Annotated in this window: 26 protein-coding genes and 1 riboswitch; of the genes, 5 read left to right on the top strand and 21 right to left on the bottom strand. The window is 36.2% G+C overall.

Annotation, left to right across the window (positions count from 1 at the left end):
• Positions 1–163 precede the first annotated feature (163 nt).
• The 18 genes from J0L69_16235 to J0L69_16150 form a co-directional block, all read right to left on the bottom strand.
• Complete coding sequence (locus tag J0L69_16235; protein MBN8694745.1) at positions 164–859, bottom strand: response regulator transcription factor; 696 nt, start codon at positions 857–859, stop codon at positions 164–166.
• 108 nt (positions 860–967) lie between these two features.
• Positions 968–1561, bottom strand: a complete 594-nt coding sequence (locus J0L69_16230) for a bifunctional phosphoribosyl-AMP cyclohydrolase/phosphoribosyl-ATP diphosphatase HisIE (protein ID MBN8694744.1) — start codon at positions 1559–1561, stop codon at positions 968–970.
• A complete protein-coding gene (hisF, locus tag J0L69_16225) occupies positions 1558–2313 on the bottom strand; it encodes an imidazole glycerol phosphate synthase subunit HisF (protein ID MBN8694743.1) in 756 nt (251 codons plus the stop codon). Before hisF ends, J0L69_16230 begins: the two co-directional genes overlap by 4 nt.
• 1 nt (position 2314) lies before the next feature.
• Complete coding sequence (hisA, locus tag J0L69_16220) at positions 2315–3061, bottom strand: 1-(5-phosphoribosyl)-5-[(5-phosphoribosylamino)methylideneamino]imidazole-4-carboxamide isomerase (protein MBN8694742.1); 747 nt, start codon at positions 3059–3061, stop codon at positions 2315–2317.
• A 1-nt stretch (position 3062) separates the two neighbouring features.
• Entirely contained in the window at positions 3063–3656 is a 594-nt protein-coding gene (gene hisH, locus J0L69_16215; protein MBN8694741.1) for an imidazole glycerol phosphate synthase subunit HisH, read from the bottom strand.
• Positions 3657–3687: 31 nt separating this feature from the next.
• Positions 3688–4083, bottom strand: coding sequence for a four helix bundle protein (locus J0L69_16210; GenBank protein ID MBN8694740.1), 396 nt, complete (start codon positions 4081–4083; stop codon positions 3688–3690).
• A 15-nt stretch (positions 4084–4098) separates the two neighbouring features.
• The gene (gene hisB / locus J0L69_16205) at positions 4099–5205 is read right to left on the bottom strand and encodes a bifunctional histidinol-phosphatase/imidazoleglycerol-phosphate dehydratase HisB (GenBank protein ID MBN8694739.1); all 1107 of its coding nucleotides are present in this window, start codon (positions 5203–5205) and stop codon (positions 4099–4101) included.
• 37 nt (positions 5206–5242) lie between these two features.
• Complete coding sequence (locus tag J0L69_16200; protein ID MBN8694738.1) at positions 5243–5611, bottom strand: four helix bundle protein; 369 nt, start codon at positions 5609–5611, stop codon at positions 5243–5245.
• Between the two features lie 23 nt (positions 5612–5634).
• Positions 5635–6690: a histidinol-phosphate transaminase gene (gene hisC / locus J0L69_16195; GenBank protein MBN8694737.1), complete on the bottom strand. Its 1056-nt coding sequence runs from the start codon at positions 6688–6690 to the stop codon at positions 5635–5637.
• Between the two features lie 16 nt (positions 6691–6706).
• The gene (hisD, locus tag J0L69_16190; protein MBN8694736.1) at positions 6707–7984 is read right to left on the bottom strand and encodes a histidinol dehydrogenase; all 1278 of its coding nucleotides are present in this window, start codon (positions 7982–7984) and stop codon (positions 6707–6709) included.
• Positions 7984–8838 (bottom strand): ATP phosphoribosyltransferase, encoded by an 855-nt coding sequence (locus J0L69_16185; GenBank protein ID MBN8694735.1) that lies wholly within the window; start codon positions 8836–8838, stop codon positions 7984–7986. The genes hisD and J0L69_16185 overlap by 1 nt, the downstream gene beginning before the upstream one ends.
• A gap of 195 nt (positions 8839–9033) precedes the next feature.
• Positions 9034–9702 (bottom strand): SGNH/GDSL hydrolase family protein, encoded by a 669-nt coding sequence (locus J0L69_16180; GenBank protein ID MBN8694734.1) that lies wholly within the window; start codon positions 9700–9702, stop codon positions 9034–9036.
• A gap of 1 nt (position 9703) precedes the next feature.
• Positions 9704–10957 carry a homoserine dehydrogenase gene (locus J0L69_16175; GenBank protein ID MBN8694733.1) on the bottom strand — a complete coding sequence of 418 codons (1254 nt, stop codon included), beginning with the start codon at positions 10955–10957 and terminating at the stop codon, positions 9704–9706.
• Between the two features lie 12 nt (positions 10958–10969).
• The gene (gene metX / locus J0L69_16170; protein MBN8694732.1) at positions 10970–12025 is read right to left on the bottom strand and encodes a homoserine O-acetyltransferase; all 1056 of its coding nucleotides are present in this window, start codon (positions 12023–12025) and stop codon (positions 10970–10972) included.
• A 1-nt stretch (position 12026) separates the two neighbouring features.
• Positions 12027–12254, bottom strand: coding sequence for a hypothetical protein (locus tag J0L69_16165; protein MBN8694731.1), 228 nt, complete (start codon positions 12252–12254; stop codon positions 12027–12029).
• A gap of 293 nt (positions 12255–12547) precedes the next feature.
• A riboswitch (SAM riboswitch) is annotated at positions 12548–12681 on the bottom strand.
• 114 nt (positions 12682–12795) lie between these two features.
• The gene (pdxA, locus tag J0L69_16160; protein MBN8694730.1) at positions 12796–13848 is read right to left on the bottom strand and encodes a 4-hydroxythreonine-4-phosphate dehydrogenase PdxA; all 1053 of its coding nucleotides are present in this window, start codon (positions 13846–13848) and stop codon (positions 12796–12798) included.
• Positions 13849–13858: 10 nt separating this feature from the next.
• Positions 13859–14986 (bottom strand): hypothetical protein, encoded by a 1128-nt coding sequence (locus J0L69_16155; protein ID MBN8694729.1) that lies wholly within the window; start codon positions 14984–14986, stop codon positions 13859–13861.
• Between the two features lie 2 nt (positions 14987–14988).
• Positions 14989–16428: a peptidase M17 gene (locus J0L69_16150; protein ID MBN8694728.1), complete on the bottom strand. Its 1440-nt coding sequence runs from the start codon at positions 16426–16428 to the stop codon at positions 14989–14991.
• A 78-nt stretch (positions 16429–16506) separates the two neighbouring features.
• On the opposite strand from J0L69_16150, the gene mqnC reads away from it, so the two are divergent.
• Positions 16507–17634: a dehypoxanthine futalosine cyclase gene (gene mqnC / locus J0L69_16145; protein ID MBN8694727.1), complete on the top strand. Its 1128-nt coding sequence runs from the start codon at positions 16507–16509 to the stop codon at positions 17632–17634.
• A gap of 109 nt (positions 17635–17743) precedes the next feature.
• Here mqnC and J0L69_16140 read toward each other — a convergent pair whose 3' ends face one another.
• From J0L69_16140 to J0L69_16130, 3 genes are all read right to left on the bottom strand, one after another.
• The gene (locus J0L69_16140) at positions 17744–19009 is read right to left on the bottom strand and encodes an aminopeptidase P family protein (GenBank protein ID MBN8694726.1); all 1266 of its coding nucleotides are present in this window, start codon (positions 19007–19009) and stop codon (positions 17744–17746) included.
• A 116-nt stretch (positions 19010–19125) separates the two neighbouring features.
• Positions 19126–19797 (bottom strand): ATP-dependent Clp endopeptidase proteolytic subunit ClpP, encoded by a 672-nt coding sequence (gene clpP / locus J0L69_16135; protein ID MBN8694725.1) that lies wholly within the window; start codon positions 19795–19797, stop codon positions 19126–19128.
• Between the two features lie 115 nt (positions 19798–19912).
• Complete coding sequence (locus J0L69_16130) at positions 19913–21055, bottom strand: hypothetical protein (protein ID MBN8694724.1); 1143 nt, start codon at positions 21053–21055, stop codon at positions 19913–19915.
• Between the two features lie 44 nt (positions 21056–21099).
• On the opposite strand from J0L69_16130, the gene pheS reads away from it, so the two are divergent.
• From pheS to J0L69_16110, 4 genes are read left to right on the top strand one after another with little or no spacing between them, the layout of a single operon-like run.
• On the top strand, positions 21100–22125 hold the full coding sequence (gene pheS / locus J0L69_16125) for a phenylalanine--tRNA ligase subunit alpha (protein MBN8694723.1): 1026 nt from the start codon (positions 21100–21102) through the stop codon (positions 22123–22125).
• Positions 22126–22446 carry a tetratricopeptide repeat protein gene (locus J0L69_16120; protein MBN8694722.1) on the top strand — a complete coding sequence of 107 codons (321 nt, stop codon included), beginning with the start codon at positions 22126–22128 and terminating at the stop codon, positions 22444–22446.
• Between the two features lie 15 nt (positions 22447–22461).
• Complete coding sequence (locus J0L69_16115) at positions 22462–23034, top strand: MarC family protein (GenBank protein ID MBN8694721.1); 573 nt, start codon at positions 22462–22464, stop codon at positions 23032–23034.
• A complete protein-coding gene (locus J0L69_16110; protein MBN8694720.1) occupies positions 23034–23402 on the top strand; it encodes a DMT family protein in 369 nt (122 codons plus the stop codon). Before J0L69_16115 ends, J0L69_16110 begins: the two co-directional genes overlap by 1 nt.
• The last annotated feature ends 14 nt before the right edge of the window (positions 23403–23416 follow it).

Here is a 23416-nt window from a genome sequence, read left to right as displayed (position 1 = left end):
TACAATATTACGGTGGTTTAAAAGGGGGAGTGGAAGTATTCGTTAAAAGGCGCCGGGTTTTCGAAGTTTGGCGCAAATGTTTCGGAGTATGGAATTGGTCAAAAACAAAGAACCCTTGGTTTTTAACCAAGGGTTTAGCGAGAAAAGAGTATAGATAGTATTATTACATAATATTTAACCTTGAATAAACCTGAGTTTTGTAAGTTTTTCCAATAGGAATATTTTTTTTACCATATCGTATACTATCATCTTCAATAACTTCAATCTTATCAATTCTTATAATGTATGAACGATGTACTCGGATAAATTCTTCTGACGAAAATTTTTTCTCCATAGCTTTCATAGTTGAGTGTATCGTGAATTTTTGATCAGATGTGTATAAATTAACATAATCTCCAATACATTCGATTAAGCCTAGGTCTTTGATGTTCAATTTTGCAATTGTGTCACCATTTTTAATGAAGAGAACACTGTCTTTATTGCTTTTTTGTGTTTTGCTTTCTTTAATATTGTCTTTTACTTTTAAAATGGCATTACAAAAAGCAGGATATTCGACGGGTTTAATAAGGTAGCCGGTTACATTGTATTTGAAAGCATTAATGGCGAAATCTTTATAACTGGTTGTGAAAATAGTTTGTGGTAATTTTTTATTCAATAACTCTATAAATTCAATGCCGGTCATTTCGGGCATTTCAATATCAAGAAACAATAAGTCAAAATCTGTATTATTCACGTAATTAAGTGCTTCAGTCGGATTATTGAATTCGTTTAGTAAATCTAATTCACTATCCTTAGAAATGTACTGTTTAAGTAATAAACGAGCAGTCGGATCATCATCTATAATTACACACTTTAACATATCGTATATATCAAAAATACAATTTTTGGCTTCTTTTTGAAAATTATTTACGACAATAAATCAAACTTGTAATGACCCAAAGAACGCTTAACCACTAACTTTTCGGGATTATTTATGTCTCTTTTTCAAAACATTAATCACTTGATCGAGGTTTTTGTTTTTAGCTTGAAGTAATATTAAATAGTGGAATAACAAATCTGCAGCTTCCCCTAAAAATAATTCGTCATTATTATCTTTCGCTTCAATGACAATCTCTACGGCTTCTTCACCAACTTTCTGGGCAATTTTGTTGATGCCTTTTTTGAAAAGGGAGGAAGTATAAGATGAATCTGTAGGATTATTTTTACGGTCGTTAATAATGCTCTCCAGTTTATATAAAAATGCGACATCTGCGTTGCTTTCATTAAAGCAGGTATCGCTGCCGGTATGACAAACCGGACCAACAGGATTTGCTTTAATGAGAAGTGTATCATTATCACAATCGATAGTGATAGATTGAACGTTTAAAAAATTACCGCTTTCTTCACCCTTCGTCCAAAGTCTGTTTTTGGTACGGCTGAAGAAAGTTACTTTTTTTAATTCCTGTGTTTTGTTCAATGCTTCGTTGTTCATGAAGCCTAACATAAGCACATTTTTGGTGGTTGCATCCTGTATAATTGCCGGAACTAGTCCGTCTTTATATTTATTAAAATCCGGTTTCATAATCTTACTTCAATAGTTGAGTTTTGTAATTCTTTTTTTAATGGTCTAATGTTTATTTCTCCAAAGTGAAAAACACTGGCGGCTAATGCGGCATCTGCTTTGCCTTTCATAAAAGCGTCTTTAAAGTGTTCCATAGTGCCTGCGCCTCCACTGGCTATCACCGGTACGCTTACATTTTCTGAAATGAGCTTAGTAATATCGTTGGCAAATCCTGCTTTGGTACCATCATTATTCATGGAGGTAAGTAGAATCTCTCCAGCCCCTAAGCGAACGCCTTCTCTGGCCCAGTCCAGGGCTTTTGTTTCTGTTTTTACTTTTCCGCCATTTAAGTATACATACCAATCGCCGTCTTCAAATTTTGTATCGATCGCTAAGACCACACACTGACTGCCAAATTGCGCAGCCATATCAGCAATTAATTGTGGGTTCTTAAAGGCACTTGTATTAACAGATACTTTATCAGCGCCTGAGTTCAATAATACAGAAACATCTTCTACACTGCTTATGCCGCCTCCAACAGTAAATGGTATGTTTATATTTTGAGCAATGCGCGATACTAATTCAGATAATGTTTTTCTTTTTTCATTGGTTGCAGTAATATCTAAAAATACTAATTCATCGGCACCTTCTTTACAATAGCGAATTGCTAATTCTACAGGATCACCTGCATCGCGGATATTTTCAAAGTTCACACCTTTCACGGTACGACCATCTTTAATATCCAAACATGGTATAATTCTTTTTGTAAGCATATTAATTTCCCGCAGATTTCGCGGATGATCGCAGATTAAATTCAGTTATTTCTTTCATAGTTATTCGTTGCTCATAAATGGCTTTGCCTACAATAACACCGCCACAACCTATTTTTTTCAAGGCTAAAACATCTTTCATGTTGGATACTCCACCGGATGCAATGATTTTTAAATCTTGTATTTCTTTCATGATATTCATGTACAGGTCTAAGGCTGGTCCTTGTAACATGCCATCCTTTGATATATCGGTACAGAATATATTTTTTATGCCTTTGTAAAAATTGATTTTAATAAAATCTATAACATCAATGTCTGTAGTCTTGAGCCATCCGCCAATCGCGATTTTATTATTGCTTACATCCGCGCCAAGCATAATTTTGCCGGCACCGTATTTTTCAATCCAGCTAAAAAACACTTCAGGTTCTTTTACGGCCAGACTTCCTATTGTTGCAAGATTAGCACCAGCAGTAAATACACTCTCCAACGATTGTTCGGATTTAATACCACCGCCAAAATCAATTACGAGCCCGGTATTGGAAGCAATTGTTTCGAGAACTTTCAGATTAACTATTTCTCCTTTTTTGGCACCATCTAAATCCACCAAGTGTAATCGTTTAATTCCAATGTCTTCAAACTGTTTAGCAACTTCCAAAGGGTTTTCATTGTAAATGGTTTTCTTGTCGTAATCGCCTTGGGTAAGTCGTACGCATTTTCCATCTATTAAATCTATTGCAGGAATTATATCCATTTTACATTTTTATAAAGTTTGCTAATAATATTTCACCGACTTCGGCCGATTTTTCGGGATGAAACTGAACACCAAAAAAATTATTTTTATTTAAAGTGCTCGAGTAATTTATTCCGTAATCTGTAACGGAGATAGTGTCATTGCATAAATTGGCATAGTATCCGTGAACAAAATACATGTAATCTTTTTCTTTTATTCCTTTAAACAAATCAGATTTGAGATTAAAAATTTTATTCCAGCCGATTTGCGGCACTTTTAATTCGCTATCTTTTCCAAAGTTAAATTTTTTAATTTCAGCATCAAATATCCCTATGCAATTGGTATCACCTTCTTCCGAATGTTTACACAATAATTGCATACCAAGACAAATTCCTAATACAGGTTGTTTAAGTTGTTTAATAACCTGATCAAGTTGTTTCTCTTTCAAATAATTCATGGCGCTTGAGGCTTCACCTACACCCGGAAAAATAACTTTATCGGCAGAAAGTATATCGTTCACATTATCGGATACAATCGGCTCTATGCCTAATCGGTTTAAGGCAAACTTCACCGACTGTATATTTCCCGCGTTATATTTTATTATTACTATTTTCATTTAGTGTAAGGAGAAAGTATAAGGAGTAAGGTTAGTTGTTTTTGGAAACACCAATGGAGTATCCGTTTATCAACCTGCCGACCTCATTACACATGTTTTCTAAATTATCATATTCTTTTTCTGTAATGTATTCCAGATCTTTTGACAAGAGTATATAGTACTTTACTTCTTCCAATGACCCTTCTGAAATATTCAGAAAATTCAATTTGCTAGCTTTAGTTTTCTTTTTATAACCTTCAGAAATGTTAGCAGCTATTGAAACAGATGCACGTCTGATTTGACTAGTAAGTGCATAAACTTCTTCTTTTGGATAGCTCTTTGTTGTTCTGTATATTTCTAATACTAGTTTGTGACTCTTTTGCCACACGATTAGTTCCTTAAATGTCTTGTTTTTTCCATAATTTGTTTTGTGTAAATATTTACTGATACTTACTCCTTAACTTCACAGAAGCCCCTTAGTAGAAGGTAATTCCATTCTCTCCGGATCCCTCTTTAAAGCAAATTTCACCGCCTTGGCAAACGATTTAAATATCGCTTCAATCTTATGGTGCTCATTTTCGCCTTCTGCTTTAATATTTAAGTTGCATTTTGACGCATCACTAAAGGATTTGAAAAAGTGAAAAAACATTTCTGTTGGCATGTCACCAACTTTTTCCCTATTGAATTTTGCGTCCCATTCAATCCAGTTTCTTCCGCCAAAATCAATAGCCACCTGTGCTAAGCAATCATCCATCGGCAAACAAAAACCATAGCGTTCAATTCCTTTTTTATTGCCAATGGCTTTTGTGAAGGCTTCACCAAGAGCAATACCAATATCTTCAATGGTGTGGTGCTCGTCAATGTGCAAATCGCCTTTCGCTTTTATGGTTAAATCAATTGAACCATGGCGTGCAATTTGTTCCAGCATGTGATTAAAGAAATTCAGGCCGGTATCAATATTTGCTTTTCCGGTTCCGTCAAAATTGAGTTTAATATTAATATCGGTTTCGTTTGTTTTGCGGGAGTGTTCTGCAATCCTCGGAGGAAGTTTCAGAAGGTTGTAAATCTGTTCCCAGTTCTCCACAATGGCTTCTATTGCTTCGTGACCTTGTGGAATGTCGTTATTTTTTATGAGTATGGCTTTGCATTTAAGATTTGCTGCCAATTTAATATCGGTGAGTCGGTCGCCAATTACAATGGAGTTTTGTAAATCGTATGAACCGTCCACGTATTTCGTGAGCATACCTGTGTTAGGTTTGCGCGTAGGTTTATTTTCAAACTCAAATGAGCGGTCGATGCAGACATCAGAAAAAACAATGCCTTCGTTGGCTAAACTTTCAACCATAAAATTCTGAACCGGCCAAAAGGTGTTTTCGGGAAAAGAATCTGTTCCTAATCCATCCTGATTGGTTACCATTACCAGTTCATAATCCAGTTCCTTTGCAATTTTACCCAGCCAGGTGAATACGCCAGGCAGGAATTTTAATTTTTCGAAACTGTCAATTTGAAAAGTATCCGGTGGTTCCCAAATTAAAGTTCCATCGCGGTCAATAAATAATACTTTTTTCATAAATAAGAATATAGTGTTTAGAATACAGAAGTTAGAATTATTTGTTAATTGAATTACGAATAGCTATTGAATATGCATTAAGTAATTTTGATACTTCTTCACTCAGTTCAAATAATTTATCGTATTCGTTTTTTATAAATTTCAAGTCACGTATTAATATTAAATAATATTTTGTTTCATCAAGTGAGCCTTCAGCAATATTTAAAAATCTTAGCTTGTCAGCTTTACCTTTTTTTCTGTAGCCCTCTGAAATATTGGCCGCAACAGAAACAGAGGATCTTCTTACCTGAGAAGTAATTCCATAGGTTTCTTCTTTAGGGGAGTCTTTAGATAGTTTGTAAATTTCTAAAACCAAAGCATGTGCTTTTTGCCATACTATAAGTTCTTCAAATCTCTGTGTTTTCATTGTCATACTTCTTTCTTCTGTTACTAATTACTAATTTCTTTAAGTGTATCAATTAATTTTCTATTCTCTTCTTTAGTTCCAACAGTAATACGTAAACATCCTTCACATAATTCTACTTTGCTTCTGTCGCGTATGATGATTTTCTTAGTTACAAGGTAATTGTAAATTGCCAAAGGATCGTTTGTTTTAACCAGTATGAAATTTGCATCGCTCGGGTATACTTTAATGATAAAAGGAAGCATAGCTAGTTCAGCGCTGAGTTTATCTCGCTCTTCAACGGTTTCTTTTATCCAAGCATTAATTTTGTCTGTATTGTTTAAGGCTTCTAAAACTAATTTTTGCGAAGCGATGTTAATGTTATAGGGAGGTTTTATGCGGTTAAAAATATCGATAATGGGTTCAGAAGCAAACGCCATTCCTACACGTAATCCTGCAAGTCCCCATGCTTTGGATAAGGTTTGTAGAATAACCAGGTTAGGATAATTTAAAAGTTCGGGAATCAGACTTCTGTATCTGGCGAAGTTGATGTAAGCTTCATCAATAATGACTAGTCCTGAAAAATTCTCAAGTATTTTTTTAATGGCTTCCCATTTTACACCGTTCCCTGTAGGGTTGTTCGGACAACAGATGAAAATTAATTTAGTGTTGTTGTCGATTGCCTTTAAGATGTTTTCTGTGTCTAATTGAAATTCTTCAGATGTTAACGGAACTCTTTTAATTTTTACATCGTTGATATTTGCCGACACTTCATACATGCCATAAGTAGGCGGACAAATAATGATGTTATCTACTCCGGGATTACAAAACGCCCTGAATAAAATATCAATCGCTTCATCACTGCCATTGCCAAGAAAAATGTTCTGAATAGGTAAACCTTTTATTTTACCCAGTTTTTCTTTTACATCTAATTGCAACGGGTCGGGGTAACGATTGTAGTTAGCGTCCAATGGAGAACCAAATGAATTCTCGTTAGCATCTAAAAATATTCCTTCTTTGCCTTTAAACTCGCTGCGTGCTGATGAATAAGGCTTAAGGTTTTTTATGTTTGTTCTTGTAATAGTATCTAAATTGAATTCCATATTAATATTTTTAATCTTAATACTTTAATCTGATTGAAACTGCATTTTTGTGCGCATCAAGTCCTTCTGCTTCTGCCATTAACTCGATGGTTTTTCCAATTGTGTTGATTCCTTCTTTGCTTAATTTCTGGAAAGTAATTTTCTTTACAAAACTGTCTAAAGAAACACCGCTATAGGCTTTCGCATATCCATTGGTTGGCAAAGTGTGATTTGTTCCGGAGGCATAATCACCAGCACTTTCACAGGAGTAATTGCCAATAAAAACAGATCCTGCATTTACTACTATTCCTGCTAATTCATCTGCATTACTACAAGCAATAATTAAATGCTCTGAAGCATATTCGTTTAGCAATTCCAATCCTTCTTCTAATGAATTGACAAGAATGGCTTTGCTGTTTTGTAAAGCTTTTTCAGCAATAGTATTTCTGCTAAGTGCTTTTAATTGCAGCTCTAATTCCTCATTTACTTTTTTGATTACATTTTCAGAATTGCTTACTAAAATAACCTGACTGTCTGCTCCGTGTTCTGCCTGTGATAGCAAATCAGCCGCTACAAACGCAGGCACACAAGTTTCATCTGCAATAACAGCTACTTCTGATGGTCCGGCCGGCATATCAATAGCTACACCTTCTTTATTAATGAGTTGTTTAGCACAAGTTACATATTGATTACCCGGTCCAAAAATTTTGTAAACCTGTGGAATGCTTTCGGTACCATAGGCCATTGCGGCAATAGCTTGCACACCGCCAACTTTAAATATTTTGGTAACACCTACTAATTGTGCTGCAAATAATATAGCAGGATTAATATTTCCATTCGAATCAGAAGGAGTACATAAAATAATTTCTTTGCAGCCCGCCAGTTTAGCCGGAACCCCCAACATCAACACAGTAGAGAAGAGTGGAGCAGAACCGCCGGGTATATATAATCCTACTTTTTCAATGCCCACAGATTTTCGCCAGCAATTTACGCCGCTAGTTGTTTCTATTTGCTGTGTTTCTTCTTTTTGAGCAGAGTGAAATTTCTCAATATTGTTTTTGGCATTTTGAATGGCGTTCTTTAATTCAGTACTTAGTTTTGTTTCAGCCGACTTAATTTCATTCTGATTTACTTCAAATGCATTTAAATTGGCCTTATCAAACTGTAAGGCATATTTCTTCACCGCGCTATCCCCATTTGATTTGATGTCTGCTAAAATGGATTTAACAGTAGTTTCCAATGAAGTTGAATCAAGCGCAGGACGCTTTAATATTTCTTTCCAAGTGGATTTATCCGGATAATTAATTGTAATCATTATAAAATCATTTTTTCAATTGGTACAACTAAAATTCCCTGCGCGCCATTCGCTTTTAATTTTTCAATTATATCCCAAAACTGATTCTCTTCTACGACAGAGTGCACTGAACTCCAGCCTTTGTCGGCTAAAGGCAAAATAGTCGGACTTTTCATTCCCGGTAATATTTTACAAATGGCATCCAGTTTGTTATTTGGAGCATTTAATAAAATGTATTTGTTGTTTTTAGCTGATCTTAATGCTTTAATACGGAACAATAATTTATTCAGTAATTCTGTTTTCTCTTTGCTTAATTTTTTGTTGGCAATTAAAACCGATTCTGATCTCAATATGACTTCAACTTCCTTTAATCCGTTACTTAAAAGTGTACTTCCTGAACTTACTAAATCACAAATGGCATCAGCTAATCCAATGCTTGGTGCAATTTCAACGCTTCCGCTGATTTCGTGAATTTCAGCCTTTACTTTATTTTGTTTAAGGAATTTTGAAAGTATGTTAGAGTAGGAGGTAGCAATACGCAAACCGTTTAAATCTTTAATTGATTTGTAATTTTTATCCTTTGGAATTGCCAGAGACAAGCGGCATTTACCAAATCCTAATTTGTCTACTGTTTTAACCTGTTTGTTTTTTTCCAGTAAAACATTTTCACCAACGATACCGATATCAGCAACACCGTCCTCAATGTATTGCGGAATATCATCATCACGTAAGAAATAAATTTCTAGCGGAAAATTATAAGCTTCGGTTTTCAATTTGTTTAAGCCGTTATTAATATCGATGCCGCATTCCTTTAGAAGACGCAATGAGTCTTCGCTAAGTCGTCCTGATTTTTGTATGGCAATTTTTAGTTTCATAATTTTTGTGTCTATTAATTTAATAAAAAAAGGCTTACCGTATTTGGTAAGCCTTCGTATGGTTGTTGTTTGTTATCTAAGTTATATACCAATACCATCATGACCTACCTGGGTAAGTGAAGCGTGATGATGGATATGGCTCATTAATTTCATTTGTGTGACAAAATAATGGCAAAAAAACCGATTCTCCAAATATTATTTTTCTAAAAGCGATTTAGCAGCCGGAAAAATGAGTTTTTCCCATTCGGTATACTCTTTAGCGCTTGGGTGTAGTCCATCAGCAGCCACTAGATCAGGCTTATTCCCCATTTCCTTAGATAGTTTGAAAATATCCACTACCGGAAGTTTTCGCTTTGCAGCTTCCGTTTTGATAATCGTGTTAAATTCATTGATGCCTTCAGAAATGTTCCGCCCGTTTCCATAATTTTTACCCTCGGGCGTCACACCAAAGTCAGGAATAGTTATCAGTAGAATTTTTGATTTATCCTCTAGTTTCGCCTGAACTTTATCTAAGATGAATTGAAGATTTTTGGTATACGTTTGTTTGTCTACGTTTCTCACCCAATCATTTACTCCAATAAGTAAAGTGACAAAATTTGCTTTTGATTCTTCAAAAACAGAAAGCTCATAGTCAATAAGATTTTGAGTGCTGAATCCATTCGCGGATGGGTTGGCTATAAGCTCAATGTCAATTCCCGCATCCTTCAAATGTTTGCTCAACAGAACCGGCCATGCTTCACTCGGTTTTGCCCCTGTACAAATTGTATACGAATCGCCCAGCGCCACATATCTTATTTTCTTTTTCGACTGCATGATGAATGAGCAGAAAATAAAAGTAAGTAAAACAATAGATATGTATTTCAATTTAAGCAAAAGCAACTTGTTTTTTAGCAGACTCATTTATGTTTTCAGATTTGCCAATTAATTTGATGTCATCACCAACGGAAGCTACAAAGAGTTTATTCTTCAAAATGAATTCCTTGTTTTTTATAAGTGCGGCAAGTTTAATCACGCCAATAACATAATGATATTCTCCGCCTGTGTATTGTTCGTTGATGCTGTCAAATACAAAATTCTTTAGTTCCTCCTCGTTATTATACCTTAAGTAAATTTTTAGTGTAACATCGTTAGTGAACTGAATTTTTGGATTTTGTTTTTGCTTTTTGTACTCGTATTTATAACCATATGACAACGCGGAAATGTCGGATAATACAGCAGCTCCTGTTGGGTGTCCGCCTGCACCGCGACCTTTCAGGAACTGTTCTCCAGAAAATTCTCCGTCAACAATCACACCATTAAATTCATTATCCACACTAAACAAATGATTGTTGTTGTTAACATATTTAGGAAGAACAAAAATGCTCACCTTATCATCAGCAACCTTAGTTACAGTTGGAATTAATTTAATCTTGTAGCTTTTTTCGGCTGCATAATTGATGTCATAATCGCTTAATGTGGTGATGCCGATATTCAATACGTCTTCCGGTTTCGCAAAAACACCAAAGGCGTGTAAGGCAATAATGATGGCTTTGAATTTTGCATCAAAACCTTCCACATCATTAGTTGGATCGCTTTCAGCAAATCCTTTTTCCTGGGCTTGTTTTAAAGCTGCTTCATAGGATAGTTTTTCTGAAATCGTTTTTGTAAGGATGTAATTCGTGGTTCCATTAAAAATGCCGCTCACTTTTTGAATTTGTTCGTTATCGAAATATTCCTCCAATGTTCGGATGATAGGAATACTTCCACAGCTGGATGCTTCATATAAGAACGAAACGTTTTTCTCATGTTGCAGATTGTACAATTCCTGTAAATGCTGCGCTACCATTTTTTTATTGGCCGTAACCACATGTTTGCCTTTGCTCAGAGCGTACTTAACTATATTGTAAGCTTCATCTGCATCGTCAATTAATTCAACTATTACGTCGATTTCAGGATTGTCTAATATCTCAAACTTATCAAAGGTGAAAACGCCTTTATCTAAGGGACGATCTTTCGATTTGTTCTTAACTGCAATTTTTACAATATCCGCTTTGAATCCCTTGCTGTTGTTTAATACGTGGTATAATCCCTGACCAACACAGCCAAATCCGAATAATCCTATTTTTAAATTCTTTGCCATTTTATTTACTAATTAAATTAAGGTTAATAGTTGTTTGTTCTTTTTTGTTGTACTAGAGTAAAATTCCTTTAGTAATTCTGTTAATTGTTTTGTTTCCAGTAAAAATCCATCGTGTCCGTAAAATGAATCAATGGTTTTAAATTGCGCGTTCGGTATATGTTTTGCCAAAAATTCCTGCTCGCTTGGAGGAAATAGCAAGTCGGAGCTGATGGCAACAACCAATGTTTTGGATTTAATGGTGCTTAAAGCATGCTCGGGCGTTTCGCTTCTGTTGCGCGCAACGTTATGCGCATCCATTGCTTCGGATAAACGCACATATGAGTAAGCATTAAATCGTTTCACTAATTTTTCACCCTGGTAACGCTGATACGATGAAGAAGCAAAATCGTTTATTTTGTTATGATTTGTTTCTTGCTGTGTATTATGATAGGTGTGATAATTACGGTAACTCAACAAAGCAATACTTCTTGCGGCTGCTAATCCTTTTTGTCCGCCGTCTTCGGTGTTCGAATAGTAAGTTCTATCGGCTTTCACCGCTAAGCGTTGCGATTCATTAAAAGCTACTCCCCATGGAGAATGTTTAGCATTGGTAGCAATTAAAATTAAATTTTCAACCAGTTCCGGTTTTAATAAACTCCACTCTTGCGCAATTTGTGCACCTTGAGATCCACCAATTAAAGTTTGTATTTTATTTATTCCCAAATGTTCGCGTAAAACATCCAGCAATCTTGCCTGATCGCGGGTAGTGATGTGTGGGAAATAACTAAACCAGGATTGATTGGTATCAGGATTTATACTTAAAGGACCGGTTGTGCCATAGCATGAACCCAAGTTGTTTGCACAAACAATGAAATGTTCTTTGGGATTATAGAAATCATTTTCACCGAATAATCCTTTCCACCAATCAAACACGTCGCTGTTGGCAGTGAGCGCATGACTAACCCAAATGACATTATTTTTTTCTTTGTTTAAAGTGCCATAGGTGTTGTAGGCAATCTCCAATCCGGGAAGTGAAGCTCCTCCTTCTAACTGAAATACTTTATTGTATTTATAAACAGATGTGCTCATTTTAATTACCAAAGATTATTTCGTTAAACACTAATTTTTTTAATTCAGCACTTTCGAGAATGTTAATGTTACTCACTAATCTTTTTGACTGAGATGATTCGTAAAATGGAACTTTTGTTCCACCTCTTTGCGCGAAACCGTAGGTAGCTTGAATTTCCAGATACTGCTTATAGTTTTGTTGTCCGATTAATTCGGCACTTGATTTTATGTTTGTTTTATTTGTTTTCATGTTTGTTTTATTTGGCCTCCTTCATCTTTTTTAAGGTGAATTTGGAATTAATTAAAATAAATTTGACCGGACTTTTTGTGCCCGGCATTACTTAATGAATTAAAAAAGTAAAATGACTAGCACATGCAGCAACAGCAGCACATACAACACATGAAAGTATGTCGCGAGGCTTGGCTCGCGATGGCGATTGAAACATCGCCAATGAAAGAATAAGATGTAATTACCGAGCGCGTGCAGGTGATGCCGCCGCCAATTCTGTTTGTTGAGATTTGTTTTTTCATTGTTTCGTATTTAATTTATTTTTCCCTGCTCTCTCATCAGGGTAGGAATTGGCACCGGTTTTCCAATAGCGAGGTAAATACTCGCTACTTTTAGTTGGTTGCCAGTGGGTCAGTGAGCCTATTCTCTCGCCACTTCTTTATAAACTAACTACGCACTGGGTGGGTAATTAATTCGATGCAAATATAAATCAATAATTTAATTGACTCCAAATTTATTTTGTAATTGCACTTAAAAACAGACAATTAGAGCGATTTGTACTCTATCTTTCCTTTTTAATAGTCGTATGCTGTAAAGGATTGGCGTTAATTTCCTGGTAAAGTTTTCTGTTCTTATAAATATCAATAGCTGTATAGATAGCCTTTTTAAAAGATGACTCGTCTGCCAGGTTTTTTCCTGCAATATCATAACCTGTTCCGTGATCAGGACTGGTTCTAACATAATTTAAGCCTGCAGTAAAATTGACACCACTATTAAATGCTAAAGTTTTGAATGGAATTAATCCTTGATCGTGATACATCGCAAGCACAGCATCAAATTGTGATTGCAAACCTTTTCCAAAAAATCCGTCGGCAGAGTAAGGACCATAAACCAATTTATTTTCATCTAATGCTTTTTGAACTGCGGGCGCTATTAATTCTTTATCTTCAACACCAATCACACCATTATCGCCGGCATGTGGATTTAATCCTAATACGGCGATTTTAGGTTTTCGTATTCCAAAATCTTCTTTTAAAGATTTATAGAGCTGATTAATTTTTTGGTAAACTTTATCACTTGAAATTTTTGAGGCTACATCTTTTAAAGGAACATGTCCGGTAACAACAGCCACCTTTAAATCATCAGAAGTTAAAAGCATTAAAGGCTCGCCACCCAATTTTGCACCTAAGTATTCTGTATGTCCCGGAAAATTAAATTCAGCACTTTGAATGTTGTGTTTGTGAATTGGTCCGGTTACTAAAACATCCACTTGGTTGTTTAATAAAGCCTGCGTTGCTTTCTCTAAAGAATTAAGCGCATATTTTCCGCTCAACTCAGTGGCTTTACCAATCTCAATATTTACCTCTTCTTCGTAGCAAACAAAAACATTTACTTTTTTGTTGTTAAACTGACTGAAGTCGCGAATAGGATTGAAATTAAACTCATCAAGATTGAGTGCCTTACGGTGATAAGACACTGTTTTTTGAGAGCTAAATAAAACGGGCGTACATATTTCTGTAATTCCGGGTTCCATTAACGTTTTTAAGATAACTTCAAGGCCAATGCCATTGATGTCTCCTTGAGAAATTCCAACCTTTATTTTTTCGTCTGACATAATCCTATCTTTATTCTTTTATCCAACCAATCAAAGCTACCACATCTTCACAGTCTACTGATTCCCATCCCGGCTTTGTGTTATTCCAAACCGACATACCTTGTTGGTAGGAATCTGTACCGATTACTAATTCTTTAACGATGGCGGCAATGTTGTTTTCTGTTTTGAAATTTTTTAATTGAAAATGATTTTTACCAATTTCTTTATCATTTAATTTGATGAGTCGTCCGTAACCTTTTTTCGCGCATTCCACAGCAAAACCATTTTGCGGAACAGTAAATAGGATTTCAGTTACCGCGTTCTTCTCTACATCAATTGTAAATTGTTTCTCACCAATAACAAAGAGTAATTGCGATTTTGAAAGTTTTGTAAAGGTACCGGCTTCACTTTGTGGCTTAATAACGCCTTTACCTATAACGGTTGACGCCTTACTCTCTATGTTTATTTTCACAAATTCAACCGCGTTATTTTCTTTATTGAATTTTGCATAAACTAAATTACTGTTATCGAGCCAAGCTAGGGCAGGATCCGGTTTTTTACCATCTATGATTTGTCCGAAACCGGCATCCGTAGTTAAAACCACCTTAGGTTTGTTTTGAGGATAATAGTTGATGATGTAGGGCGCATTGGTTTTATCAAATTCCACATCTTGACCAACAATGGCTTTAAACGTTAGCTTTTTTACTTCTGCGTATTGTTTGGTGGTGAAATTATAAACTGAGTAAAATTTTCCTTTGAAAGCATCATTCGTGTAATAGATAGCGCTGTCATTACTGCATCTTACTAAATTTGCTCTTTGATCAAATAAAATTTTCTTTTCCTTTAAGTCAACAATGTGTCCCATACCGGTAATCATGTAACGGTTTTGATAAATAAAATTGTTACCCTTATCTGTCCTTACATAATCAGCATTGTTTACTCTGCCTTTAAATGACATCAGTTCCTCACGTCCGGTAAAATGCCCGTTTAAAAAATGGTAGGCATAAACTAATTGTTTAAAATCAGTTTTGCTGGACGGGTCATAATGAATTACAATCAACGCGTATTTACTGTCTTGTGCTTTAAATGAGAATGAAATTCCATTAAGCGTTAACAGTAAAAGGCAAATTAATTTGTATTTTCTTACTGAACGAAACATTTCTATTTATACAAGTTCGAAAAGAAATCAAATAATAATCGTACACCTACACCGGTGGCGCCTTTAGTGCGATAAGCGTCTTTTCCGGCAATGAAAGCAGGTCCAGCAATATCTAAATGGTAATAAGGATAGTTTGTAAACTTCGCCAAAAACTTACCTGCAGTAATAGCACCACCGTAAGGTCCGCCAATATTTTTTTGATCCGCAATATCAGACTTCATTAACTCATCATACTCCTCCCAGAAAGGAAATTCAGCTAAACGCTCATGAACTCTGTGTCCGCTATCTTTCAAGCGATTCGTATGACGTTCTGCCGCTGTACCCATAGACACAATTCCGTATTGTCCGATCGCTGCCGCAGCTGCGCCTGTTAATGTAGCTAAGTCGATTGTTAATTCGGGTTCGTATTTTTTCGCAAAGTGTAATGCATCTGCTAAAATCATTCGGCCTTCTGCATCGGAGTTTAACATCTCTACAGTACTTCCATCCATCATCGTGATAATATCACCCGGTGCAAATGCATTAAAGCCCGGACGATTATCAGTGGCAGGAACTAAACCTACAACATGAACATTCAATTTGGCTTTAGCAATTGCATACATGGTTGCTCCAACAGCAGCAGCACCGGCCATGTCGCATTTCATAGAGTCCATGCTGTTTGGGGTTGGCTTTAAACTTAATCCACCTGTATCATATACCACGCCCTTGCCAACTAACACGTAAGGTTTTTTGTTACGCGCATTTTTTGGTTTGTATTCCATAATGGTAAAGGTTGGTTCGTCAACACTTCCTGCATTCACGGAAAGTAACCCTCCCATTTTTAACTGTGTGATTTTTGCTTTGTTGTAAACTTCTACTTTAAAACCCGCGCTCTTGCCGAAATCCTTAAACGCATCTGCTAAGCCTTGAGCATTTAAAATATTTACAGGTTCGTTTACTAAATTTCTTGCTTTGATGGTAGCATCAACAACAATATTTAATTTGCTTATTTGCTCATCTTTTAATCTGCTGTCAACTATAGAAACAGATTCGAATGTGTTAGCTCCTTTTTTAGCGCTAGGTTTGTGCTTGATGAATTGGTAATTTCCTAAAGCCAATCCTTCAGCTAATGCCAACGAATGAGAACTTTTTGCAGTTTCGTTTATAACGGTAAGGTGTTTGCCTTTTGTGCCATTAATAGCATCAGTAATGGAACTTCCGTTCTTTCGCAAACCTTCATGGGTTTTATTAATGTCTTTTTTAGGGTCGATAATGATAACATAAATCAATTGTCCAAGGTGATTTAAAGAAACAAACTTCTTATCGGGATCGGATAATTGTTTAGTGATATATTCAGTCACAGAATTATCAAAATGATAAGTCGGTTTATTCTTAAATTTTTCGCAAATAATGGCCAGGTTAGAACCTTTTACCGGATTGCTTGTTTTCTTAATTGTTATCATAATAAATTGGTGCCTACGAATATACAAATTTGTAATTATTAACCTAAAATATGAAGGCTTTATTGTAACTTTGAGGTGATGAATATCAGCGACATTTTAAAGAGGGCTTTGAACCTCGAATTTTTGAGTATTGAAGAGGGCGTTTTTTTGTTTGAAAACGCTTCTACAACTGAATTAATGTTTGTAGCCAATGAGATACGTAACATTAAGAAGAATAACTCAAAGAAGGTGACCTGGATCATCGACCGAAACCTTAATACTACCAACGTTTGTATTGCCAATTGTAAATTTTGTAATTTTTACCGAATTCCGGGACATGCCGAGGCTTATATCACGGATATGTCGACTTACAAGGCTAAAATTGAAGAAACAATAAAGTACGGAGGAGAGCAGTTATTGTTGCAAGGCGGACATCATCCGGATTTGGGGTTAGAGTACTACACCAAAACTTTCCGCGAGATCAAAAAAATGTTTCCGCAGATAAAATTACATGCACTTGGTCCGCCTGAAATCGCTCACATTACTAAGCTTGAAAAATCAACACATACAGAGGTTTTAAAAGCATTGATGGAGGCCGGTATGGATAGTTTACCGGGAGCCGGTGCTGAAATTTTAAATGACAGGGTGCGTCGATTAATTTCTAAAGGAAAATGTACCGGGCGTGAATGGTTAGAGGTTATGAAAGCCGCTCATCAATTGGGATTAACAACATCTGCCACCATGATGTTTGGGCATGTTGAGACGATTCAAGAACGCTTTGAGCATTTAGTGTGGTTACGCGAAGTACAAGCGCAAAAACCGGAAAGCTCTAAAGGATTTATCGCTTTTATTTTATGGCCATTTCAGGATGACGGTACTTTATTGAATCGTTTGAAAGGAATTAAGAATAATGTTAGCTCCGACGAATATATACGTATGTTAGCCTTAAGTCGTATTATGTTGCCAAATATTGAGAATATTGGAGCATCGTGGTTAACTGTTGGCAAAGCAACAGCGCAAATTTGCTTACATGCCGGCGCTAACGATTTTGGAAGTATTATGATAGAGGAAAATGTAGTGAGTGCAGCAGGTGCACCGCATCGTTTTACCTACAAAACAATTCAGGATGCGATTAAAGAAGCAGGCTTCGAACCTCAGTTAAGAAATCAGCAATACGAAGACCGTAAGTTGCCGGAAGGAATAGAAGAGCAGGTGATTAATTATTAAGAATATTCTTAAAGTTTTTTGTTAATTCACTTTTATGCTGTCACTTCGAGCGAAGTCGAGAAGTGATTTTGCAAATGATAGGTCTCGACTACGCTCGACCTTACAAGGCTTAAAACATCACTTCCAGACTTTGTTGTTTCGGTAATAATAATTTAGCGCCGTTTTCGGTAATCAGCATTTCGTCTTCTATGCGAATGCCGAATTCATTCAATAAATAAATGCCCGGCTCATTGCTCATCATGTTGCCTTTTTCCATCAGTCGTTTATTTCCTCCAACCACATAATACCATTCGTGGCCATCCATCCCAATGCCATGACCTAAACGGTGTGTGAAATATTTATAACCCGGACCATAACCCGCATCACTGATAACTTTTCGAGCCACTGCGTCAACCGATTCAAAACTTACGCCGGGTTTTGCAAACTTCAAAGCTTCTTGTTGTGCTTTTAAAACAATTTCAAAAACATCATTCATTTTTTTAGAAGGTTTTCCATACACAACCGTGCGGGTAATGTCTGATTCATAACCTTCAACCGAACAGCCACCATCCATTAATACAATATCATTTGCTTTTAACTTAACCTCTTGTACTAAACCATGTGGATGCGCGCTAGCTTCACCAAATAAAACCAAAGCACCGCCGCCTACACCAAACTCTGCAAATAAATCGGAGATAATTTTACCATATTCTCCTTCTGTCATTCCTTCTTTTAGTTGCGTAACCGCCACTTTGTAAACTTCCATCGCCATATCATTGGCAATTTGCATGAGCTCAATTTCATGTTCTGTTTTTACACCGCGACAACCGGCAGTAATAGGTGTGGCGGAAGTAATATTGAGATTAATGTTAGTGTTTTTTAGTCCCTGTGTAATAAAAAAGCGTGTAGTTTCTTCCATGCCAATGGTATTGAAACCGGAGGCAATTTCTTTAAAGAGTTTGTTTAGTAATTCAAACGGACTCTCATGTTCTTCCCAGCAAAATAATCTGGCATTGCCTATTTGTTCTTTTGCGCGTGTTTCTTCAAATTTGGGTGAAATGAAAATTGGCACGCCGTTTTTCAGAAGCAGCATTCCGAATAGTCTTTCCGAGCGACCCCATCTTACGCCGGTGAAATAATCTAAACTGGTACCGCCTTCCATAAAGATGGCATCCATTTTATTTTGCGCCATTAATTTTTGGGCTTTTTCAATTCTCAAAGAACGTTCTTCCGAAGAGATGGGAACAATGCGTGAACGTAACTTCTCAATGATTTCAGGATCGATTAAGTTTTTCTTATCGTTCGTTGAAGAAATAGTTTGTGCAAAAGAACTAGTTGATGTAGCAGCAAAGGCACTCACTAATCCGGTGGTTTTTAAAAATCGGCGTCTGTCCATATTATTGTCTGCATTAAAAGTAGTAAAACGGAATTATTTTTCATCCATTAAACTACACGAAAAACAAAAAACCCCGACAATTAGCCGGGGTTTTTTATTTCTATTTAATCCGAAGTTTATTTCTTCAATAAAACCTCATCAATCATACCGTAAGCTTTTGCTTCTTCGGCAATCATCCAGTAGTCACGGTCACTATCCGCCCAAACCTTATCATAAGTTTGTCCACTGTGATGCGCAATGATTTCATATAATTCTTTTTTCAATTTCTGAATTTCACGTGCAGTGATTTCGATATCTGAAGCTTGTCCTTCTGCGCCGCCTAATGGTTGGTGAATCATGATGCGTGCATGTTTTAATGCTGTACGCTTTCCTTTAGCACCGGCGCATTGTAATACCGCACCCATTGAAGCGGCCATACCTGTACAAATTGTTGCCACATCCGGACGAACAATCTGCATGGTATCATAAATACCTAAGCCTGCATAAACAGAACCACCCGGAGAGTTAATATAAATCTGAATATCTTTCTTAGCGTCTACCGATTCTAGGAATAACAACTGCGCCTGAACGATATTTGCTACCTGATCGTTAATACCTGTTCCTAAAAAGATAATGCGATCCATCATCAAACGCGAGAACACGTCCATCTGTGCAACGTTTAACTGACGTTCTTCGATGATATATGGAGTAAGAGAGGAAGTTATTCTTGAGCTATAGCTGTCAAAAGTTAAGCTGTTAATGCCCATGTGTTTTGTGGCATATTTTCTGAATTCGTTATTGTCAAACATAAATCTGGTTTTTTAATTGTTTCAAAGTTAATTGTACAGGTGGATAAAGCAAATGTTGTGCAAAAAGAGTTTTTAACCTTGTTTTGTCATAAAGTATGACAAAGTGCCGATTCTTCTAGTTTAAAGCTTTAACATTACCGTTCTTAATAATATAATCTACACCGTTAATACTGAATTTCTTACCTGTTCCTTGGTTAATTAAATCGGTAATATCTTGTTCAATGGTATGTACCGAGCCTTTGGTTTTGTAGGCTATGTTCAGATAGTCGGCATTAATTTCCATGCCTTCGGTAACACCACACAGTAAAACTCTCACCGGCACTTTAACACGCGGCAGTAAATTTATATCGCGCACTTTAGCCCAATTGTCGGCAATTAAAATCACATTCTCAACCGTTTTCTTTTTCTTTAACCCGTACAAAATTGCCTCAATCACATTTTCCGGCGCATCGCCACCTTGTCCGTTGCGAATGGTTAAGTTCATGGCTCTTACCAATTGATCCACATTAGTTGCCGTACAAAAATAAACACCACCTGTTACTCCAACTTTTTTCTCCTCATCTTTTTTATTGTCGCCATCATTAAAAAACACAAAACTCTGACGGAGTGAATCACGCGTAAAATGTAATTTTAACCAGGTGCTTACTTGCTGGGCGTAGGGATACATACTACCTGTTAAATCAGCAACAATCAGTGTTTTCTTCCAATTGTTTCTTTTAAAAACATTGAAAACAATGTTAGATAATGTGTCATTATTTGGATTAATATTTGTTTCGGCGTCGGAAGTTCTGCTCTCAAAGCTGAATTGTCCTTTACGATTGTAAACACGGTAATAACCATCCAGGTTTCCGTTTTTGTATGTTCCTTCAGCCTTCGTGTTTCCATTGCTGTAATACTCAACTTCCAATCCGTGTTTAACACCATTTTTATAGTGTTCATAAAAATCTTTACGGCATTTTTTGGAGTAATGAATTAAGATGCCATCGAGTTTTCCTTCTTTATAAAAAGCTTCTTGCTCAACGCAATCGGGCGAATCATACCAAATGATTTCCAGTCCGTTTTTTTGTCCGTTTTTATAAGTGGTTTCGTTTTTTAAATCTCCATTGGGCCAGTATTCGCGCCACACCCCTTGTTTTTGGTTGTTGAGGTCAATGATATTAACGGTATCCAAATCCTGAACTTCATACTTCAGGTATTGCGCATTTATTTGAAAAAAGGCGCAAATAAGTATAAAAAACAGATAGGATCGAACTGTCATATTGCTAATAAAATTGCTTAATTTTGTGTTCATTAGCAAATAATATGCTCGAAAAAATAAATAACCTGCTTTTAGAAGTAGAACAACTGGCGGTTAGCACCAAGGAACAGGTTGAAGAATACCGTATTAAATGGCTCAGTAAAAAAGGACAAATTACTGTTCTCTTTGATGAGTTTAAAACGGTAAGTCCTGAATTGAAACGTGAGATGGGGCAAAAGCTAAACGAATTAAAGGTAAAAGCGCAAGAGAAAATAAATGCTTTAAAAGAAAAATTTGAAGCAGCGGAAGATTCAGGTAAAGGCGGAGCAATTGATCTTACATTACCCGGCGACCCTAACATATTATTAGGATCACGTCATCCTTTAAGCATCGTTAAAAACGAAATCATCAGTATTTTTTCTAAAATTGGATTTACGGTAAGTGAGGGAAGAGAAATTGAAGATGACTGGCATAATTTTACTGCTTTAAATACACCTGAGAATCATCCGGCACGCGACATGCAGGATACGTTTTATGTGAACATTAATCCGGAGATGGTGTTGCGTACACAAACTTCCAGTGTGCAAGTGCATATTATGGAAAAGCAAAAACCACCAATTCGAACTATTTCTCCCGGAAGAGTGTATCGTAATGAAGCGATCAGCGCACGCGCGCATTGTCAGTTTCATCAGGTAGAAGGATTATACATTGATACAAATGTTTCTTTCGCGGATTTAAAGCAAACGCTTTTATATTTTGCACAGGAGATGTTTGGTGCCGATACTAAAATCCGTTTGCGTCCGAGTTATTTCCCGTTTACAGAGCCGAGCGCAGAAGTGGATATTAGCTGTACATTATGTAAAGGCAAAGGATGTAATGTGTGTAAGTATAGCGGCTGGGTGGAAATTTTGGGTTGTGGAATGGTAGATCCTCAGGTGTTGGAGAATTGTGGAATTGATAGTAATAAATACAAAGGCTTCGCATTTGGAATGGGTATCGAGCGTATTACCATGCTTAAATATCAAGTGAAAGATTTACGATTGTTTTTTGAAAACGATGTTCGTTTCTTAAAGCAATTTACTTCTGCTTAAATGGACAGATTATCGAGGATAAGCATGTTGCAAAACATGTTGGTGAAAGAACCCAACGATGTTTTTACCAATTACGCATTAGCCCTTGAGTACGTTAGCGAGGCAGATTATAAGAAGGCAGAAGATCAATTTTTAAAAGTTCTGGAAATTGACAGAAAGTATTTGCCTTGTTATTATCAACTTGGACAACTAAAAGAGAAAACAAACGAGACAAATATAGCTTTAGAGTTTTACAAGAAGGGATTGGAGTTAGCAAAGGAGCAAGGAAACAATAAAGCCATAAATGAGATAAACGAAGCAATTTGGATGTTGGAAGATTAAGACAAGAGAATTTAGATGGAATTAAAATTTGACATAATAGAAATACTAAAAGTAACCATGGTGTTATTTGCGGTAATTGATGTGATTGGTTCAATTCCTGTTATTTTGACTTTAAAACAACGTAACGGACAAATTGAAGCAGCGAAAGCGTCGTGGGTTTCGTTGGGAATCATGGTTGTGTTTCTGTTCTTGGGAAATTATATTTTGGATGTGATCGGAATTACCATTGGAGATTTCGCTATTGCAGGTTCTATATTATTATTCATTATTGCCTTTGAAATGATTTTAGGAATTAAAATTTCTAAGGATGAAATGAACAGTTCTGCTTCTGTTGTTCCATTAGCATTTCCACTCATTGCAGGAACCGGTACTTTAAGTACTTTACTTTCTATTCGCGCTGAATACAACATTGTTTCTATTTTGATTGCCATTGTTATTAATGTTGTTGTTGTGTATTTGGTACTTCGTTACCTCAATTTAGTAGAAAGAGTTCTTGGTCCAAGCGGAATAGCAATTCTCAAAAAAGTATTTGGTATAATTCTTTTAGCTTTAGCTATAAAATTATTCCGCAAGTATACAGGGTTATAATGCGAGGTATTTATACCATATTATTGCTGCTCGCCTCCAACACCTTTATGACCATTGCCTGGTACGGTCATCTGCGTTTTAAGGATATTTCATTTTTTAAAAACACCGGATTAATTGGTGCTGTTTTAATAAGCTGGGGAATTGCTTTAATTGAGTATTTATTAATGGTTCCGGCCAATCGTTTAGGAAGCAATGTAACCGGTGGCCCTTTTAACATGTGGCAATTAAAGATAATTCAGGAAGTTATTTCCATTAGCATTTTTGTGATTTTCACCCTGGTTTTCTTTAAACATGACACGCTAAAATGGAATCATATTATCGGTTTTGGATTCCTGATAGCTTCTTTGTTTTTCTTCTTTAAAAAGTAAAAGTTAAAGGTTTT

It is taken from the genome of Bacteroidota bacterium, from assembly GCA_017303905.1.
Taxonomy (GTDB): Bacteria; Bacteroidota; Bacteroidia; order B-17B0; family Aurantibacillaceae; genus JAHEYG01.
This window is presented reverse-complemented; position numbering and strand designations above follow the sequence as displayed.